The 19,217-nt window shown below is 38.5% G+C and carries 22 protein-coding genes and 1 tRNA gene; 22 read left to right on the top strand and 1 reads right to left on the bottom strand.

Annotated elements, in window-relative coordinates; all coding sequences use genetic code 11:
* Nucleotides 1-4: 4 nt before the first annotated feature.
* The 19 genes from lgt to C8K15_RS04120 all read left to right on the top strand — a co-directional run bounded on the left by lgt (nt 5) and on the right by C8K15_RS04120 (nt 16,750).
* The gene (gene lgt, locus C8K15_RS04210) at nt 5-817 is read left to right on the top strand and encodes a prolipoprotein diacylglyceryl transferase (RefSeq protein WP_108585185.1); all 813 of its coding nucleotides are present in this window, start codon (nt 5-7) and stop codon (nt 815-817) included.
* A 17-nt stretch (nt 818-834) separates the two neighbouring features.
* Nucleotides 835-1,773: a nucleoside recognition domain-containing protein gene (locus C8K15_RS04205; RefSeq protein WP_108585184.1), complete on the top strand. Its 939-nt coding sequence runs from the start codon at nt 835-837 to the stop codon at nt 1,771-1,773.
* On the top strand, nt 1,770-2,426 hold the full coding sequence (gene ppaX, locus C8K15_RS04200) for a pyrophosphatase PpaX (RefSeq protein WP_108585183.1): 657 nt from the start codon (nt 1,770-1,772) through the stop codon (nt 2,424-2,426). Before C8K15_RS04205 ends, ppaX begins: the two co-directional genes overlap by 4 nt.
* Nucleotides 2,423-2,929, top strand: coding sequence for an acyltransferase (locus C8K15_RS04195; RefSeq protein ID WP_108585182.1), 507 nt, complete (start codon nt 2,423-2,425; stop codon nt 2,927-2,929). Before ppaX ends, C8K15_RS04195 begins: the two co-directional genes overlap by 4 nt.
* A 152-nt stretch (nt 2,930-3,081) precedes the next feature.
* Nucleotides 3,082-4,266, top strand: coding sequence for an ATP phosphoribosyltransferase regulatory subunit (locus C8K15_RS04190; protein WP_108585181.1), 1,185 nt, complete (start codon nt 3,082-3,084; stop codon nt 4,264-4,266).
* Entirely contained in the window at nt 4,259-4,882 is a 624-nt protein-coding gene (gene hisG / locus C8K15_RS04185) for an ATP phosphoribosyltransferase (protein ID WP_108585180.1), read from the top strand. The genes C8K15_RS04190 and hisG overlap by 8 nt, the downstream gene beginning before the upstream one ends.
* Before the next feature lie 16 nt (nt 4,883-4,898).
* Nucleotides 4,899-6,179, top strand: coding sequence for a histidinol dehydrogenase (hisD, locus tag C8K15_RS04180; protein WP_108585179.1), 1,281 nt, complete (start codon nt 4,899-4,901; stop codon nt 6,177-6,179).
* Between the two features lie 2 nt (nt 6,180-6,181).
* Complete coding sequence (hisB, locus tag C8K15_RS04175) at nt 6,182-6,772, top strand: imidazoleglycerol-phosphate dehydratase HisB (RefSeq protein ID WP_108585178.1); 591 nt, start codon at nt 6,182-6,184, stop codon at nt 6,770-6,772.
* Nucleotides 6,769-7,422, top strand: a complete 654-nt coding sequence (gene hisH, locus C8K15_RS04170) for an imidazole glycerol phosphate synthase subunit HisH (RefSeq protein ID WP_108585177.1) — start codon at nt 6,769-6,771, stop codon at nt 7,420-7,422. The genes hisB and hisH overlap by 4 nt, the downstream gene beginning before the upstream one ends.
* On the top strand, nt 7,419-8,162 hold the full coding sequence (hisA, locus tag C8K15_RS04165; RefSeq protein WP_108585176.1) for a 1-(5-phosphoribosyl)-5-[(5-phosphoribosylamino)methylideneamino]imidazole-4-carboxamide isomerase: 744 nt from the start codon (nt 7,419-7,421) through the stop codon (nt 8,160-8,162). The genes hisH and hisA overlap by 4 nt, the downstream gene beginning before the upstream one ends.
* Entirely contained in the window at nt 8,156-8,914 is a 759-nt protein-coding gene (hisF, locus tag C8K15_RS04160) for an imidazole glycerol phosphate synthase subunit HisF (protein WP_108585175.1), read from the top strand. The genes hisA and hisF overlap by 7 nt, the downstream gene beginning before the upstream one ends.
* Nucleotides 8,911-9,546 (top strand): bifunctional phosphoribosyl-AMP cyclohydrolase/phosphoribosyl-ATP diphosphatase HisIE, encoded by a 636-nt coding sequence (hisIE, locus tag C8K15_RS04155; RefSeq protein ID WP_108585174.1) that lies wholly within the window; start codon nt 8,911-8,913, stop codon nt 9,544-9,546. The genes hisF and hisIE overlap by 4 nt, the downstream gene beginning before the upstream one ends.
* Nucleotides 9,547-9,618: 72 nt before the next feature.
* Nucleotides 9,619-11,145 (top strand): tetratricopeptide repeat protein, encoded by a 1,527-nt coding sequence (locus C8K15_RS04150; RefSeq protein WP_108585173.1) that lies wholly within the window; start codon nt 9,619-9,621, stop codon nt 11,143-11,145.
* 72 nt (nt 11,146-11,217) lie between these two features.
* The gene (gene trxB / locus C8K15_RS04145) at nt 11,218-12,168 is read left to right on the top strand and encodes a thioredoxin-disulfide reductase (RefSeq protein ID WP_108585172.1); all 951 of its coding nucleotides are present in this window, start codon (nt 11,218-11,220) and stop codon (nt 12,166-12,168) included.
* 907 nt (nt 12,169-13,075) lie between these two features.
* Complete coding sequence (locus C8K15_RS04140) at nt 13,076-13,552, top strand: NUDIX hydrolase (protein ID WP_108585171.1); 477 nt, start codon at nt 13,076-13,078, stop codon at nt 13,550-13,552.
* Nucleotides 13,552-14,439 (top strand): RNase adapter RapZ, encoded by an 888-nt coding sequence (gene rapZ / locus C8K15_RS04135; protein WP_108585170.1) that lies wholly within the window; start codon nt 13,552-13,554, stop codon nt 14,437-14,439. The genes C8K15_RS04140 and rapZ overlap by 1 nt, the downstream gene beginning before the upstream one ends.
* Nucleotides 14,440-14,443: 4 nt before the next feature.
* Nucleotides 14,444-15,436: a gluconeogenesis factor YvcK family protein gene (locus tag C8K15_RS04130; protein ID WP_108585169.1), complete on the top strand. Its 993-nt coding sequence runs from the start codon at nt 14,444-14,446 to the stop codon at nt 15,434-15,436.
* A gap of 26 nt (nt 15,437-15,462) precedes the next feature.
* Nucleotides 15,463-16,419 (top strand): DNA-binding protein WhiA, encoded by a 957-nt coding sequence (gene whiA / locus C8K15_RS04125; RefSeq protein ID WP_108585168.1) that lies wholly within the window; start codon nt 15,463-15,465, stop codon nt 16,417-16,419.
* Between the two features lie 73 nt (nt 16,420-16,492).
* Nucleotides 16,493-16,750, top strand: a complete 258-nt coding sequence (locus C8K15_RS04120; RefSeq protein WP_108585167.1) for an HPr family phosphocarrier protein — start codon at nt 16,493-16,495, stop codon at nt 16,748-16,750.
* 55 nt (nt 16,751-16,805) lie between these two features.
* Here C8K15_RS04120 and C8K15_RS04115 read toward each other — a convergent pair.
* Nucleotides 16,806-16,877 (bottom strand) — tRNA-Arg (locus C8K15_RS04115).
* Nucleotides 16,878-17,047: 170 nt separating this feature from the next.
* On the opposite strand from C8K15_RS04115, the gene clpP reads away from it, so the two are divergent.
* From clpP to C8K15_RS20540, 3 genes are all read left to right on the top strand, one after another.
* Entirely contained in the window at nt 17,048-17,641 is a 594-nt protein-coding gene (gene clpP, locus C8K15_RS04110; protein ID WP_108585166.1) for an ATP-dependent Clp endopeptidase proteolytic subunit ClpP, read from the top strand.
* A 104-nt stretch (nt 17,642-17,745) separates the two neighbouring features.
* Entirely contained in the window at nt 17,746-18,324 is a 579-nt protein-coding gene (locus C8K15_RS04105; RefSeq protein WP_108585165.1) for a LemA family protein, read from the top strand.
* Nucleotides 18,324-19,106 (top strand): TPM domain-containing protein, encoded by a 783-nt coding sequence (locus C8K15_RS20540; protein ID WP_108585164.1) that lies wholly within the window; start codon nt 18,324-18,326, stop codon nt 19,104-19,106. Before C8K15_RS04105 ends, C8K15_RS20540 begins: the two co-directional genes overlap by 1 nt.
* Nucleotides 19,107-19,217 lie beyond the last annotated feature (111 nt).

Here is a 19,217-nt window from a genome sequence, read left to right as displayed (position 1 = left end):
TAACATGAATTTTTTACTTGGAGCAATTGATCCGATTGCCATTTCTTTAGGACCGATAGACGTACGATGGTACGGAGTAATTATCGCGTGTGGGATCGTCCTGGCTTTTCTTGTAGCACAAAGAGAAATGGTGAAAAGAAAGTTTCATCCGGATTTTTTAACTGATTTATTAATTTGGGCTGTACCATTAGCGATTTTAGGTGCCCGAATGTACTACGTTTTCTCGAAATGGGAATATTATTCACAAAATCCTGGTCAAATTCTTCAAGTATGGGAAGGTGGCCTAGCAATACACGGAGCATTAATTGTCTCATTTATCACCGCTTATGTATTTACAAGGAAACGTAATGTATCATTTTTGAAATTAGCAGATATTGCGGCGCCTAGTATTTTAATTGGTCAAACAATCGGGCGCTGGGGTAACTTTATTAACCAAGAAGCTCATGGTGGCCCAGTTTCACGTGCTTTCTTAGAAAATATGTTTTTACCGGATTGGATTATTAATCAAATGCGTATTGATGGCACCTATTATCACCCCACATTTTTATATGAATCGTTGTGGAACTTTACAGGCGTCATAATCTTAATCTTGTTACGTCGTGTCAACTTATTACGTGGAGAAATGTTTTTATTCTATATCATTTGGTACTCATTCGGAAGATACTTTATAGAAGGACTGCGTACTGATAGTCTCTACTTAATTGGTGAAATTCGCACCGCTCAAGTAGTGTCAATTATTGCATTAGTTGTAGCAGTTATCATAATCGTATATCGACGCGTGACGATTAAAGAACCAGTGCGGTATAAAGACGAATAAGTGAGGAAGTTATAAAGATGTCTACACTAAAAACTGGGTTACGAGCTGGATTAAATACTTCTTGGACACTAAGCAAGATTATATTTCCCATAACACTGTTGCTCGTTATTTTGCAGCATACACCAGTGTTGCCATGGATTATCGAATTTGTATCACCTATAATGGGCATATTTGGATTACGGGGAGATGCTGCGATTCCATTTGTTTTAGGAAATGTACTTAACTTGTATGCAGGGATAGCTGGAATTCTATCATTAGAATTAACGGTAAAAGAAGTCTTTATTTTAGCTGTCATGTTGTCCTTTTCACATAATATCTTTATCGAAACAGGAGTGGCCTTAAAAGTTGGGGTTAAACTATGGGTAGTCTTGCTCGTACGTTTCGGACTATCAGCCATTTCAGCAATTGTAATTAACCTAGTTTGGTCAGGTGGTTCAGATATTGCGCAGTATGGTATGGCGCCTAAAGTGTCTGATCTTCCAGAAGGCTGGATGGAGATTGTTTTATTAGGGTTACAAAAAGCTAGTTTTGGGGTATTACAGCTTGCAATGGTAGTTATTCCACTTATGATTGTTATTCAATACTTAAAAGATAAACAGTATTTACAAAAGTTTTCACAAAAGCTTGCACCTTTCACGAAAGTGCTTGGCATTGAACCTAATGCATCAATGACACTTGTTTCAGGATTGGTCATTGGCTTAGCATTTGGTGCAGGTGTAATGATTCAAGCTGTTCAAGATGACGGTGTAAGTAAAAAAGATGCAACGCTTGTTTTTATCTTTTTAGTCGCCTGTCACGCAGTTGTAGAAGACACTCTTATCTTTATTCCACTTGGGATCCCAATCTGGCCATTATTCTTATTAAGACTTGGCATAGCATTTGTATTAACGATTGTGGTTGCGACGATATGGAAAAGAGCTGAACAAACGAAACGAAAGGAAGTATTTACTGCATGATTACTCAACCGATTACTACACTTCTTTTCGATTTTGATGGAACTTTGCTTGATACGAATGAGCTCATTATACAAACTTTTTTAAGTGTTTTGGGTAAAAGGTATCCAGGACGTTTCACTAGAGAAGATGTCCTACACTTTATTGGACCATCTTTGAAACAAACATTCGATAACATTGACGAAGGTTTAACTGAAGAGTTGATTCAGGAATATCGTGCATGGAATATTGAAATGCACGATCAGATGGCGGTCGAATTTGATGGTGTAAGTGAAACACTTCGCTTATTAAAAGCACGCGGAGTTAAACTGGCCATTGTTTCAACGAAAAAGCATGATATTATTTGCCGTGGTTTAAAGTTAATGGGGATAGAGGATGTATTTGAAGTAGTAATTGCTTTGGATGACGTGGTTAATCCAAAACCAGATCCTGAACCCATTTTGTTAGCCCTTGATAGATTAAATGCAAAGCCAGAAGAAGCATTAATGATTGGTGATAACTCGCATGATATCGAAGGTGGTCAAAATGCTTTTGTTCGTACTGCTGGGGTTTCATGGACCGTTAAGGGAGAAGCATATTTAGCAACTTTTAAGCCAAACTATATGTTGCAACATATTTCAGAATTACTTGAGATTGTAGAGGCTCCATCGGTATGAGAAGGACGGAACGTTTTCCTGTCGAAGGTGCAAACTCACTTTGGCATATTTATAAGACAGTGTCGTTATGGAAAGTGATGAAAAATTTTATCGTTATACAACTAGGGAGATATAGTCCTTCATTGCCATTCAAAAACTTCCTTTATCGTCGCTATTTACATATGAAGATTGGAGACCAAACTTCATTCGCTTTAATGGTTATGCCAGATGTGATGTTTCCAGAAAGAATAAAAATAGGACAAAATTCAATCATTGGCTATAATACAACTCTTTTGGCACATGAGTACTTGATAGATGAATATCGCATTGGAGACGTTGTGATTGGAGATCAGGTTCTTATTGGGGCAAATTCGACGATTTTACCAGGAGTAAATATAGGGGATGGTGCCATTGTTTCGGCAGCAACTTTAGTGCATAAAGATGTTCAAGCAGGAAGTTTTGTCGGTGGAAACCCGATGAAAGTAATTTATACAGCTGAAGAAATGGCGACCCGTCGTTTGTAATCAGAAAAGACCTCATGAAGAGATTTCCAATGCTTCATGGGGTCTTTTGTATTGACGCACCTGGTCATATACGTTAAAATAAATTTTATTTCATTATAGTAGCATGCTAGTGTACTAAAGTAAAATATCCTTATTTAGGAAGTGTGTAATGAATGACACCTATACGAAAATTTGAAAAACCACTTGGTATGAGAGACTCTTTCCCTTTAATTAATGAGAAAAAGGAAAAGGTACGTGGTATTGGTAGACGATTTTTCCAATTGCGTGGTTTTGATTTTATTAAAACGCCCACAGTTGAGTATTATGAGACGGTTGGAAAAGCATCCGCCATTCCAGACTCATCTTTATTTAAATTAGTAGATCGTCAAGGAGAGACATTGGTTTTAAGACCAGATATGACGACGCCAATAGTTCGTGTCGCAACATCTAAACTATTAAAAGAACAAATCCCATTACGACTTGCTTATTTTGCGAATGTCTTTCGTGCACAAGAACATGAAGGTGGGAGACCAGCTGAATTTGAACAAATGGGAGTGGAGTTAATCGGCGATGATTCTGTTTTTGCAGATGCAGAAATGATTATCACGGCTTCTGAATTGGTTCAGGAATTGGGGATAAATTCGTATCGGTTAACAGTTGGACATGCGGGATTATTGCAATCCATTTTGACACAGCTTACTCAATCAGATCAACAAGTGAGTGAATTGCGTAAATTACTAGTTGAGAAAAATATGGTTGGCTTTGAAGAAGCGGTGAGAACATTTGGACTTTCAAATGAAGAGGAGCAGCGTTTTATTGAATTTATTGGACAGGCTTCTAATGTGCAATCAATTCAGCAGTTACGTCCATTTATTGATGAAACGAATGATTCACAAGTCACAATGTATTCTTATCTTAGCGAATTGTCCTCGTTATTAGAAAATGCAGGACTTGCAAAGTTGGTCACATATGATTTGACACTAACGAGTGAAATGAGTTATTACACAGGGATGTTATTCGAGGTTTTTGCGAGTGGCTCAGGCTTCGCTATTGGTAATGGTGGTCGATATGATGGGTTATTACAAGAATTCAATTCCGATGTAGGTGCGACTGGATTTGGATTACGAGTTGATCGACTGCTTGAAGTGATGACTACTACAATGAATCGCGAACCTCATACCCTAATCTTTTTTGATTCAGCTAATTACGTGAATGCTGTTCATAAAGCGAAAAAATTAAGAAATCAAGGGATTCGTACGACTATACAATTTATAGGGAATGTTGAAGACAAGGAAGCTTTTCTAGCAAACTTTACGGATGTGGTGTGGTTAATAGAAGGAGATGGCAATAATGAGTGAACTGACAATTGCGATGCCGAAAGGACGCATTTTTGAAGAAGCGTATGTTTTGCTTCAAAAAGCAGGTTTTCAGTTACCCGATGATTTAGAAGATTCTCGAAAACTTATCGTTGAAGTTCCTGATGAAAGAATTCGATTTATTTTAGCAAAACCAATGGATGTCCCCGTTTATGTAGAACATGGGGTAGCAGATATCGGAATAGCGGGCAAAGATGTATTATTAGAGCAAAAACGTAGCGTGCATGAATTGCTTGATTTAAAAATTAGTCAATGCTATATCGCATCGGCTGGCTTACCAAATACGATTATGAATGATATTGCTCCTCGAGTAGCAACGAAATATCCAGAGATTGCTTCTAATTTTTATAAAGAAAAAGGCGAGCAAGTCGAAATTATCGGTTTGAATGGTTCAATTGAATTGGCGCCCATGATTGGCCTTGCCGATCGAATTGTAGATATCGTATCAACAGGTAGAACATTGAAGGAAAATGGATTAGTTGAATACGAACACATTGTGGATGTAACATCTAGATTAATTGCTAATCCAGTCAGTTACCGACTAAAAAGTGAACGAATTCGAGATATGGTGAAACGGCTGAAAGATTCAATGGAGTAAGGAAGGAGGATGTTACATGCAAATCGTTTCTTTATCAAAAGATATTTCATTAAAACGACCAATAGAAATGGGTAACGCAGAACAATTGCAGACGGTTAAATCGGTATTAGCTGATGTACACAATCGTGGTGACGTAGCTATTGCAGAATACAGCGAGAAGTGGGACGGCGTTAAATTACAGGATTTCCGCGTTTCTATAGAAGAAATCAATCATGCAAAGGCTAATTTTGACCCTGACCTTCAAAAGGATTTAGAAGAAGCTGCCCATAATATTCGAGTTTTTCATGAAAAACAAAAGCGTTCATCTTATGAGGTGGATGTGGAAAATGACTCGTTTATCGGACAGCGTGTGAGCCCTCTAGATGCTGTAGGTTTATATGTTCCAGGAGGTTCCGCGGCTTACCCATCATCGGTGTTAATGAATGTAATTCCGGCTCAAGTGGCCGGTGTGGAACGGATTGTCATTGTTTCTCCTCCGAACAATCAAGGTGCCTTGCCTAATGCGGTGTTAGTTGCCGCGTCAATTTTAGGGGTTAAAGAAATTTATAAAATTGGTGGTGCTCAGGCAATTGCGGCATTGGCATATGGCACAGAGTCAATCAAGGCAGTGGATAAAATAACCGGTCCGGGGAATGTTTTTGTAGCACTTGCTAAACGCGAAGTTTATGGAGTAGTTGCTATTGATATGATTGCTGGTCCTAGTGAGATAGCAATCATTGCTGATGAAACAGCATATGCAGATGAAGTAGCGGCAGATTTATTATCTCAAGCAGAACATGATCCAATGGCTTGTCCAATATTACTAACAACAAGTGATTTTTTCGCACATGAAGTTGCACATGAAGTTGAAAAACAACTTACAAAGCTCCCGCGTGAAAAAATTGCTCGTGCTTCAATTGAAAATTTCGGAAAAATATATGTTGCTGAGACACTAGAAGATATTGTGGAAGCAGTAAATAAATTAGCACCTGAGCATTTAGAAATCATGACGAAAAACTCTAAAGAAGTTGCCCAACAAATTCGTCATGCTGGGGCGATTTTCATTGGACGCTACAGTTCAGAACCAATTGGAGATTACTTTGCTGGAACAAATCATGTCTTACCGACGAATAGCACAGCTCGTTTTTCAAGTCCGCTTTCAGTAGATGATTTTATTAAAAAGACAAGTATCATTTATTACACAGAAAAGACTTGGCAGCAGCACGCACCAAAAATAGCCCGTCTTGCAAGAATGGAAGGTTTAGAAGGTCATGCACGAGCAGTAGAATCCCGAGGATGGACAAAGGAGATGGACTAATCATGTCACGTGAAGCAACTATTAATAGAAAAACAAATGAAACACAAGTGAATATCACACTTAAACTTGACGGAGAAGGACAAGCGACGATAGATACAGGCGTTCCTTTTATGGACCATATGCTCGATTTATTTGTCAAACACGGCTTCTTTGATGCGACCATTCAAGCTTCTGGAGATACACATATAGATGATCATCATACAACTGAAGATATTGGAATTGTATTAGGACAAGTAATAAAAGAAGCACTAGGTGATAAAAAAGGAATTCGTCGATATGGGAATGCGTTTGTTCCTATGGATGATGCGTTGGCTCAAGTAGTGATAGATTGTTCAAACCGTCCACACCTTGAGTATAGAGCTGTTCTTCCAAATGAAAAAGTCGGCAATTTCGACACTGAACTTGTTCATGAGTTTCTCTGGAAGTTTGCACTTGAAGCACGAATGAATGTGCATGTTATTGTACACTACGGTCACAATACTCATCATATAATTGAAGCTATTTTCAAAGCTTTAGCCAGAGCACTTGATGAAGCTGTCTCAATCGACCCACGTGTAAAAGGCGTGCCTTCTACGAAAGGGTTATTGACATGAAGATTGGTGTAATTGATTATGGGATGGGTAACTTATATAGCGTCGAACAGGCCTTGCTTCGACTCGAATGTGAAGTATTCATTACGGCCGATATTAATACGCTAGATCAAATGGATGGCTACCTGTTACCAGGTGTAGGGGCATATCCCGATGCAATGAATAAATTAAGTGAATTTGGTTTGGATGATTATATTAAAGATCTTGCAAAAACGAATAAACCACTGCTAGGTATTTGTTTAGGTATGCAACTGCTGTATGAAGATAGTAAAGAAAATGGCTTAACTAAAGGGTTAGGCATTTTTAAGGGCAATATTCAAAAGTTTGATGCACTGGATTCACAACAACATCAAGTGAGAATTCCTCATATGGGTTGGAATCCACTATCTTTTGCACATCAACCAGAATGGCTAAATGGTCTTGAAAAAGAAGACTCAACACATGTATACTTCGTGCACTCTTATTTAGCTCAAAATACACGACAAAATGAAGTAGTTGCAAGCAGTACATATGCTGGTCATTTCGTACCTGGTCTCGTTCAAAAAGACAATTTCACAGGCATGCAGTTTCATCCGGAAAAGTCAGGACCGTTTGGTAAATACTTGTTGGCTAAATGGGTTCAACAAGTTCAGGAGAGGAGAGATCGATTATGACATCGATTGACATATATCCAGCAATTGATATGCGTGGAGGCAAGTGTGTACGATTGTTTAAGGGTGATTACAATCAAGAAACCATTTATGCAGACTCTCCTTTTGAAATGGCTGAGTCCTTTGCAAAGCAAGGAGCAAAGTGGATACATATGGTTGATTTAGATGGAGCAAAAGACGGCAAACGTATTCACGATAAGGATGTCATTCGTGCTGCGACAGAGTTAGGTGTGAATGTTCAAATAGGTGGCGGGATTCGTACTGAAGAAGATGTGAAACATTATCTTGATAATGGGGTAACACGTGTCATTATAGGAAGCTTAGCAATTCAGCAACCAGAGTTAGCCGTGTCGTTTATTCAGAAATTTGGTTCAGAACGAATCGTCATAGGACTAGATGCGAAAGATGGAATGGTCGCAACCCATGGTTGGCTAGAGACGTCCACGAAGTCTGCAATTGAAGTAGGGCAATATTTTTCAAAACACGGTGCCAAAGTGTTTATTTTCACAGATATTGCAACAGACGGTACATTAACAGGACCCAATATTTTGGCGAATGAATTACTCGCTGAAGCAACCGGTGCAGAAGTAATTGTTTCTGGTGGAATTAGTTCACTTGCAGATGTGAATCAAGTGGCACAAGCAGCAACTCAATCAAAAATTGGCGGAGTTATTATTGGCAAAGCGCTTTATGAAAATCGATTCACCTTACCACAAGCATTACGAGAGGTGACTTCATGTTAACAAAACGAATCATTCCTTGTTTAGATGTAAAAGAGGGTCGTGTTGTTAAAGGTGTTCAATTTGTATCGCTACGTGACGCTGGAGATCCAGTAGAACTTGCAAAGTTTTATGATGAACATGGAGCAGATGAATTAGTCTTTTTAGATATTTCTGCTTCTCATGAAGGCAAAGAAACGATGGTCGATGTAGTACGTCAATCCGCAGCTGAACTTGCCATTCCATTTACAGTTGGTGGTGGAATACGAACTCTTGAAGATATGAAAAAAATGTTACGTGCTGGAGCCGATAAAGTATCGGTAAATACATCAGCAATAGAACGTCCTGAATTAATTACAGAAGGTGCAGCATTTTTTGGGTCTCAATGTATAGTAGTAGCAATTGACGCCAAATGGTCAGAAACAGATGACACATGGATGGTATATACACATGGTGGTCGTCGTGTAACTAAATGGACTGCTGTTAAATGGGCGCAAGAAGCCACTCGTTTAGGTGCTGGAGAAATCCTGCTTACTTCTATGAATCAAGATGGTGAAAAAAGTGGATTTGATATAGCTTTAACGAAAGCAGTCCGGGAAGCTGTCAGTGTTCCTGTAATTGCCAGCGGTGGAGCAGGAAATGCTCAACATTTTTATGATGTATTTACCCAAACCGACGTAGATGCGGCACTCGCGGCCTCTATTTTTCATTATAAAGAAACAAGTGTAAAAGAAGTGAAGAGTGTCTTGAGAGAGAAAGGAGTGTCAGTTAGATGAATGAATTCGCATTAGAATCCTTAAAATTTGATGAAAGTGGACTGATTCCAGTAGTAGTCCAACATGCACAAACAAAAGAAGTTCTTACGGTGGCATTTATGAATCTAGAGTCACTAAAAAAAACAATTGAGACAAATCAAACTTGGTTTTTTAGTCGATCTCGACAAGAATTGTGGAATAAAGGTGCAACGAGTGGAAACACGCAACATGTCATTGCGATAAGAGCAGATTGTGATGAAGATTCTCTTGTAGTTGAAGTGCTCCCTAAAGGACCGGCATGCCATACTGGTGAAGTTAGTTGTTTTCATAAAGAAATCATAACACCTGTTCAAGCAGTTGGAAGTTTTGGGATATTAGCAAACTTAGTACAAGTTATTCAAAATCGTGAACAATCAATGCCTGAAGGTGCTTATACGACGTATCTTTTTGAAAAGGGCGTAGATAAAATCGGTAAGAAAATAGGAGAAGAAGCAACAGAAGTTGTAATTGCTGCGAAAAATCGTGACGCAGAAGAATTGCAATGGGAAGCTGCGGATCTACTGTATCACTTATTAGTACTCCTTCAAGAACAAAAAGTGGATTTATACGATGTGTTAGAAGTGTTACAAAAACGACATGAGAGTAAATCATAAGTCTGTGTGATATAATAGAGAGATACTGAAAAGGAACCTTAGTGTTCCTTTTTATTTTTTCGGAGGCATTAATTGGAGAAAAAACAAAAACAACTAATAAAAGAAAATATCGTCTCGTTTATACCAACAGGCGAATATTATTATCAAAAAGCGCTACATGCTCTCAATCGAGAGCAATTTGACAAAGCGCATAAATATTTAAGACGTGCAGCGGAATTGAGTCCTGACGATCCGCTTATTTTAATGCAATACGCTATTGTGGAAATGGAAGTTGAAAAATACGACCATGCACTCGAGTTATTGCAAAGTGCTCATAGTCTTGACCCGAATGAAACGGAAATCATCTTTTTCTTAGCAGAAGTCAATGCACATCTAGGGTTTCTTTCTGATGCTCGCAAATTTGCGAAAAAGTACGTAGAACTGGATTTTAGTGGTGTTTACGCTGAAGAAGCAATGGAAATCATTGATTTTTCGGAACAAGAAGACTGGCCGTTATTTGAGGATGATAATTTTGGAAGTGAAATTTTAATTATTCAAGAAAAAGCCAGACGTATGATGGAACAAGGTAACTTTGACCAAGCTATCGAAGTGTTAGAAAAATTAATAGAAGAAAATACAGACTTCTGGGCGGCTTACAATAACCTAGCGCTTGCTTATTTCTATATTGGCGAAGTGGATCAATCAAAAGCCTTATTACACAAAGTACTTGAAGATAACACGGGTAATTTACATGCATTGTGTAATTTAGCAGTGGTTCATTATTATGAAAAAAATGAGCCGGAACTTAATTACTTGTTAAATTTACTGAGTAAGATTCAACCATATATGTTAGAACATCGTTATAAACTGGGTGCGACATTTGCTTTAGTCGGCCGTTACGATAATGCCTATAAATGGTTACGTTCCCTACAAAAACGCGGATATGAGGGCGACCCAGGATTTTATTTCTGGTTATCACATTCAGCGTATTTTTCGGGCCATGAAAAAGAGGCACGCTTTGCATGGAAACAATTAATAAATATTGATCCAGATAAGCAAGGTCTTGAACCATGGGCTGGTCAAGTTGAAGGCGAAGCACTGCATGGAATGGAACATAACCGAGATTTTATTGTTGAGAAGCTTGAAAACGCTTATCGAAGTGAGCGTTTGTTTGGTCTGTTTTTACTTGGTAAGACAGCTCATAAACAAGAAATTATAGCTCATCCTGAATGGGTAAATGTTGAATCATATTCTACAATGGAAAAATGGTTACTCGCTTTTTCTCTTGGACATGAATTTGAAGCAAGACAACCAGACGAAATTTCATTTATGCGTGCAGTTAATGCGACAGATGTATTGTATGTAAAAAACCATCCCGTAACAATTGATGGATCATTTTTGTTTCAGATGTGGTTCGTTCTCATTGAACGAGCAATAGATAAAGGGTATGTCTTTAAAAATCCGAATGCCTTAGCAGCTGCAGCTGATTATATGTTCCAATCTTCTCGTTCTCAAGGAATTACGAAAAAAGCATTAGCAAAAAACTATGGAATCACAACAACAACCTTAACGAAGTATATAAATGAACTCATTCAGTTTTTACCATTCTCTGATACGTAAGCAAATAAGTTGAATAAGCGACATGAATCTTATACATTTGTTACAGAACATTGGGTTTAGGAGGTTTATAAAATGACTGAAGAAAAAATTTATGACGTTGTGATTATCGGGGCAGGTCCTGCAGGTATGACGGCGGCTGTATATACATCACGTGGAAATTTATCGACGTTAATGATTGAACGAGGAATTCCTGGTGGTCAAATGGCAAATACTGAAGAAGTTGAAAATTACCCTGGTTTCGAGCATATTTTAGGGCCAGAACTTTCGACCAAAATGTTTGACCATGCGAAAAAATTCGGTGCTGAATATGCATACGGAGATGTACAAGAAATTATTGATGGTGAAGCTTTTAAAACAATTAAAGCTGGTGGAAAAGAATACAAAGCACGCACGATTATTTTAACTACTGGTGCAGAATATAAAAAAATGGGCATCCCCGGCGAAACAGAACTAGGTGGACGCGGAGTAAGTTATTGTGCAGTTTGTGATGGAGCATTCTTTAGAAATAAAGAATTAGTAGTAGTAGGTGGTGGAGACTCGGCTGTTGAAGAAGGCGTTTATTTAACTCGCTTTGCAAGTAAAGTGACGATTGTCCACCGTCGAGAAGAATTACGTGCACAAAAAATCCTCCAAGATCGTGCATTTGCAAATGAAAAAATCGATTTCATCTGGAATCATACTGTAAAATCGATTAATGACGAAAATGGCAAAGTTGGAAGCGTAACATTAGCTTCAACAGTGGATGATTCTGAACAGGAATTTAAAGCGAACGGAGTATTTATTTACATCGGAATGCTGCCATTAACAAAGCCATTTGCAAATTTAGGTATCTTAAATGAAAATGGCTATATTTTAACAAATGAACAAATGGAAACTAAAATTCCTGGTATTTTCGCTGCAGGTGATGTGAGAGAGAAAACATTACGACAAATTGTTACTGCTACAGGTGATGGTAGTATTGCTGCTCAAGCAGCACAACACTATATTGAAGAGTTACATGAAAAATTAAGCGAAAAAGTTTAATTTTTAATCATTCTTTAATCCATCTGTAATACGCTTGCAACAATAAAGGTGTATATTTAAGGAAGTAAATTGACCCCCTTTTTATAGCAACATTTTTGACAGGCTGTTCGTCGATGAAAATCGATGGGCAGCCTCTTTTTTAATGTATACAAGTGAAATCGGTTTTTCACTCAGGTTTCGGGGGAGCTTTGGAAAGCACGATGCTACACCTTTACCTAATGAATAAGTAAGGGGGAATGTGAAGTCACATACTTCTACAGATAATCTTGCGGCTTGGATACTTTCGTCGCTCCCCTACAACCTTCGAGCAAGTTATTACTATATTTTGGCTTACTAATGAATCGACACTTTTCTTTAAAGAACCAAGCAGCCGAAGATGCTATTTCGGCTGCTACCCATTTTCTTTATTTTGGATAGTTGTTTCATTAACGCTCCTACTTGATAGGAGAAGGTAAAATAACAGAAGTAGAAAGAGGTCGAAATAGTATCTTCGGCCGAATATCTACATAAAGAAACTATCAATTCTCTAGTAAACCAAATCATCATTACTGAGCAAGTTCAGGTTGCAAGGGAGCGAAGGACGCACAACTGCCGCAGGATGATCTGAGAAAAGGGATGGGTGAAGTGACAAAGTAAAGTCACAAGCCCAGCCTCTTTGTTCTATAGACCATGGTGCAGCAGGAAAAGCGTCCGAAGCGACCTAGAAACCTTTCTTCATCAGTAGACGCAATCAATGGCTACGAAGCATGTAATCTTATTATATTAACTCGCATTTTCCTGTGCCATATTTAATGGTCTCGAGCGATAGGAGCACATTCGTCTAATCTTATTGCATTCTTTTTGGTATGGTATCCATCAAAGTTGTATAATAGAATGAGTGAGTTTATTTGGATGTGGAGTGTCGAATATGCAACGTATAGCGAACTTAATTATATTGAAAAATCAACAAGTACTTTTATTAAGGAAACCACGTAGAGATTGGTATGTCGCACCAGGTGGGAAAATGGAATCAGGCGAGTCCATATACACTGCAGCTATTAGAGAGTTTCAAGAGGAAACGAACACTAAACCTGTGAATCCTCATTTAAAAGGTGTATATACGATGGTCATACGTGACGATGAGAAGGTTGAAACCGAATGGATGTTATTTACCTTTATTGCGTATGATTTAGAAGGAATTCCATTTGAGCACACAAGCGAAGGAATCCTCGAATGGCATCCGGTAGAAGATTTAGCTCATTTACCAATGGCAGAGGGAGATCGCACGAATTTACAATTTGCTGTTTCTGGCAAAGGAGTTCAGTACGGCACTTTTGTTTACACCACTGACTTTGAATTAATTAAAGAAGATATTCAAGTGTCAAACGAGGGAGAGAAACAATAATGGAATTGCAACGACTAACTCAAGAGTCGGAATTTGTCATTATTACCGGCATGTCTGGCGCAGGTAAAACAGTAGCCATTCAAAGTTTCGAGGATCTCGGGTTTTTCTGTATCGATAATTTGCCACCAGCCTTGTTGTTGACATTTTTAAAGTTAATGAGAGAATCCGGGAAAGATATGAACCGGATTGCTGCAGTCATGGATATGCGTGGTGGAGATCTATTTGATTCGCTAATCGGCGCTCTGGATGATATGGAGAAGGAAAATGCGGTGACTCCGAAAATTCTCTTTTTAGAAGCAGACGATGAAACTTTGGTTAGACGCTACAAAGAAACACGTCGTTCACACCCCCTTGCACCTGCTGGGCTACCATTAGAAGGTATCGCAAGAGAACGCTTGTTATTATCTGAGTTAAAAGGAAGAGCACAATTTATTTACAACACGTCTTCTTTAAAACCAAAAGAACTTCGAGAGAAAATTCAAGCTGAATTTTCAGCAAAAGGCAACTATACCTTCACTTTGAATATCATGTCATTTGGTTATAAACATGGAATGCCAATTGATGCTGACCTCGTATTTGATGTGCGATTTTTACCAAACCCTTATTATATAGAAGAATTACGACCTAAGACAGGATTAGAATCAGATGTATCAGACTATGTATTAAAATGGCCTGAAACCAAGTTGTTGAATGAAAAATTAACTGATTTACTGGTTTATATGATTCCCCAATATAAACGAGAAGGTAAACGACAACTAGTAATCGCATTTGGTTGTACAGGTGGACAACATCGCTCCGTAACACTTACGGAATACTTCGCAAAATTGTTCCAACAAGATTATCAAACAGTGATAACACATCGGGATATTAAACATAGAAAGGGTTGATGAAATGGCACGTTCCAAACGCCGGAAACGAATCGTAATAATCGGCGGGGGAACGGGTTTATCTACGTTACTTCGAGGATTGAAAAAATTCCCTGTCGACATTACTGCAATTGTTACCGTCGCAGATGATGGAGGAAGTTCAGGCCGACTTCGAGATGATTACGATATACCGCCTCCGGGTGATATTCGAAAAGTAATGGCAGCATTGTCAGATGTGGAACCATTAGTTGAAGAAATGTTTCAGTATCGTTTTAGCGAATCGGATGACTTAGGTGGCCATTCTTTAGGAAACTTAATGTTAACAGCTTTGACAGATATAACCGGCGACTTTTCACATGCTATTCGTGAAATGAGCCGTGTTTTAAATGTTCATGGAACTGTATTGCCAGCTGCAAATCAAACCATTACTCTCCATGCAGAACTCGACGATGGTACAATAGTTACGGGAGAATCAAAAATTCCTACATATAATCAGCGTATTCATCGAGTATTTTTAACACCTAATGATGTAGAGCCACTTCCAGATACGATTAAAGCGATTCGAAAAGCTGATTTACTCGTATTTGGTCCCGGAAGTTTATATACTAGTATTTTGCCTAATTTACTAGTGCAAGGTATTCAAAAAGCGATTCTCGAATCTAAAGCTCATAATATATACATTTGCAATTTAATGACACAAGCCGGAGAAACACATAATTATTCTGCAGCTGATCATGTTCGCGCACTCTTTTTACATATGGGAGCTCCATTTATTGAAACCATTTTGTTGAATACGGATGAAGTTCCTTTGGAGGTTCAAAAAGTGTATGAACAAGAACAGTCTAAACCAGTAAGTTATGATGAATCTCGCTTAACTCAATTAGGAATCACTGTGGTCAAAAAAGATATTGCGACCATTCAGGATGGAGCCATACGCCATGATGCAACGAAAGTTGCCAAATGGCTGGTTCAATACGCGGAAGATAGGGAAAGTGCCATCAAGAATTCATCTATCTAGCTTTCGTTTGAAAGGAGGACAATTTTATGTCATTTGCATCTGAAACAAAAAAAGAAATGACGCAAGCTGACATAATCCCTTGTTGCGCGAAAGCAGAATTATCAGCACTTATTCGGATGAATGGTGCGCTTTCATTTGCCAATCGGAGTTTAAGCTTAGATGTTCAAACAGAAAATGCAGCAATAGCAAGACGACTATATACTCTCATGAAATCCATTTATCCTTATCGGGTAGAATTACTGGTACGAAAAAAGATGCGTTTAAAGAAAAACAATGTATATATTTGTCGAGTACGTGATGGCTCAAAAGCCTTACTGGAAGATTTGAAAATCATTTCAGAAGATTTTCAAATTAATCATACAATCTCACCAGACTTGGTCAAAAAAAATTGTTGTAAGCGCGCCTATTTACGTGGAGCATTTTTAGCAGGTGGTTCAGTTAATAATCCTGAAACATCTGCATATCATCTAGAAATATATTCACTATATAAAGACCATAGTGAAGCATTGGTTGACTTGATGAATGGATTTGGATTAAATGCAAAAACTATTGAACGTAAAAAAGGTTTTGTAACGTATTTAAAAGAAGCAGAAAAAATTTCAGATTTTTTCAGTATAACTGGAGCACACCAGGCATTATTAAAATTTGAAGATGTACGAATCATTCGCGATATGAGAAATAGCGTAAATCGCCTGGTGAACTGTGAGACGGCGAATTTAAATAAAACCATCGGAGCAGCCGTACGCCAAGTGGAAAACATACGATATATTGATAAAGCGATGGGCATCGATCAACTTCCAGAGAAACTTAGAGAAATTGCTCGTTTACGTGTAGAATACCAAGATGTGACATTAAAAGAGCTAGGCGAGATGGTATCTACAGGTACTATCAGTAAATCAGGGATTAACCATCGCTTACGCAAACTTGATGAAATAGCAGATGGTCTTCGCGGTGGCGTAACTTTCGATAAGGTAAATAGATAGTTGTGGGAAAACAATTTTTCCGCTAACATAAAAAACAATACAAAAACGAGAAGAGCATAGGGGGCATGAACGAATGGTGGAAAAACAAGTACAAGTAGGATTAAAATCAGGATTACAAGCAAGACAAGCTGCTCTTTTTGTACAGGAAGCAAATCGTTATCAAGCAGATGTGTATCTACAAAAAGAGACCAAAAAAGTTAATGCGAAAAGTATTATGGGCATTATGAGCTTAGCTATTAGCAAAGGGTCATCAGTTGTTATCAGTGCTGACGGATCGGATGAAGAACAAGCAGTTTCCGGATTAGTCGCAATGGTTGGAAATGAAGAATAAGTAGCAAAAAAGACCTTCGACAGTTTTGTCGAAGGTCTTTTTTGTAAATATATGACGCCCTCGGCGAGAATCGAACTCACATCTAAAGCTTCGGAGGCTCACGTGCTATCCATTGCACCACGAGGGCAGGCGACTTTTCTATTATACAAAGAGAAGAGCAACAATACAACTTTACTTTTTTATGCATAATATTTGACCTTCCTTGACCAACTTGTATATGATAAAGTAACAACTGAGAACAACTTACGAAACTCAGGATGTAAGAAAATTAATTTATGTTTGAAGGAGGAAATTTCAGTGAACTTAATTCCTACAGTTATTGAACAAACAAGCCGTGGAGAACGTGCTTATGACATTTACTCTCGTTTACTTAAAGATCGTGTAATTATGCTAGGTAGTGGCATTGATGACAATGTTTCAAACTCCATAGTAGCTCAATTACTTTTCCTAGAAGCAGATGATCCAGAAAAAGACATTTCAATTTACATTAACAGCCCAGGTGGCAGCATTACAGCGGGTATGGCGATTTTTGACACGATGCAATTTATTAAACCTGATGTTCAAACAATCTGTATCGGTATGGCTGCATCAATGGGGGCTTTCTTACTAGCTGCTGGAACAAAAGGAAAACGATATGCATTACCAAACTCTGAAGTCATGATTCACCAACCACTCGGTGGTGCTCAAGGGCAAGCGACTGAAATTGAAATCGCTGCTAAACGTATTTTATTCTTACGTGATAAGTTGAACACTATTTTGGCTGAACGTACAGGTCAACCGGTTGATGTCATTGCGAAAGACACAGATCGTGATAATTTCATGACAGCTGAACGCGCTAAAGAATATGGTTTAGTTGATCATATTATTTCTCGTAGCGACTTGAAAAAATAATAAATTAAGACAGCAGTGACGGTTGAAGTCACTGCTGTTTTTTTATGTTTTAATAATCTCTAAAAGAGGTAGATAATGACTATACTAACCAAGAGGTGAAGAAAATGAAAAAAGGTTTAGTTCCTCTATATGTAGTAGTGGGTATTATTGTCGTATTAGCACTTATGCTAATTCCTAGTTATAACGGATTCGTGAACGGCGAAGAAAACGTGGATCTAGCATATGCACAAGTGGAAAATCAACTACAACGCCGACTTGATTTAATTCCTAATTTAGTGGAATCAGTAAAAGGATTCGCGAAACAAGAAAAAGATGTAATTGATAGTGTTACTGAAGCAAGGGCTCGATTGGCTGGAGCAGGTTCTCCACAAGCTCAAGCACAAGCCAATGATGAATTATCAGGTGCATTAAGTCGATTATTAGTTGTTGTGGAGAATTATCCTGAACTTAAATCTGATGCGAACTTCCGACAATTGATGGACGAATTAGCTGGTACGGAAAATCGATTATCGGTGGCAAGACAAGATTATAATAATGAAGTTGCTGATTTTAATCGAAAAGTAAAACGATTCCCAGGTGCTTTACTTGCAGGGATTTTCGGCTTTGACGAAAAAGAATACTTTAAAGCTGATGCAGCTGCAAAAGATGCACCAAAAGTTGATTTTGGAGGAGATGGCGAGTGATGAAAAAAGCTGCGCTTTTCCTAGGAACGGCGCTTCTTTTTCTGTTGACGTTTGCGCCATTGATTCAGGCGGCAACAATACCCCAACCTGTTGGTGATATTTATACGCAAGATTTTGCTGGTTTGCTAAATGATGAACAAAAAGCTGAGATTAATCAATTAGCAGCTCGTTTAGATGATGCTACAGGTGCTCAAATTGCTGTGTTGACAGTAAAATCATTAGACGGTGCTGACATTCAAAGCTTCGCAAACCAAGCATTTCGTGAATATAAACTCGGAGATGCAGAGAAAAATAATGGCGTCTTGCTTGTCATCGACATGGGTTCTCGAGAGATGTGGGTAGAAGTTGGCTACGGTCTGGAAGGTGCCTTACCAGATGGCAAAGTTGGCCGAATCCTAGATGAGTTTACAGTACCTTATATGAAAAATGACCAAGCTGATTTAGCCATCTTAAATACGATGAAAGTCTTTTACCAAGAAATCGCTAAGGAATATGAGTGGAATGGGGAAGACGTAAATCCTGTGCAGTCTAAAAGTAGTAGCGACGGTGGAGGAGGTTCCATGTCGTTTATCACGATTATTATCATCCTATTCGTACTTTATATGATTTTTAAAAATCGTGGAGGTGGGGGAATGGGACCAGGATCTCGTGGTCGTCGTGGAGGTTTTCCTATGATCGGACCAGGTTCATTCGGCGGCGGTTTTGGCGGAGGCGGAGGTGGTGGTTTCCGTGGTGGTGGAGGTGGTTCTTCTGGCGGTGGCGGAGCAGGTCGTGGATTTTAATAAAAAACAGCGAGTGGCTAAAATCTGCCACTCGTTTTTTTGTTTCATGATTTAGTCATGTGTTATTAGTAAAATCGACCATTGTCCACATTTCTTTAAAGGACCTTGTCT

It is taken from the genome of Paenisporosarcina sp. OV554 (assembly GCF_003058165.1).
GTDB lineage: Bacteria > Bacillota > Bacilli > Bacillales_A > Planococcaceae > Paenisporosarcina.
The sequence above is the reverse complement of the archived record's forward strand: the minus strand, read 5'-3'. Positions and strand labels throughout refer to the sequence as shown.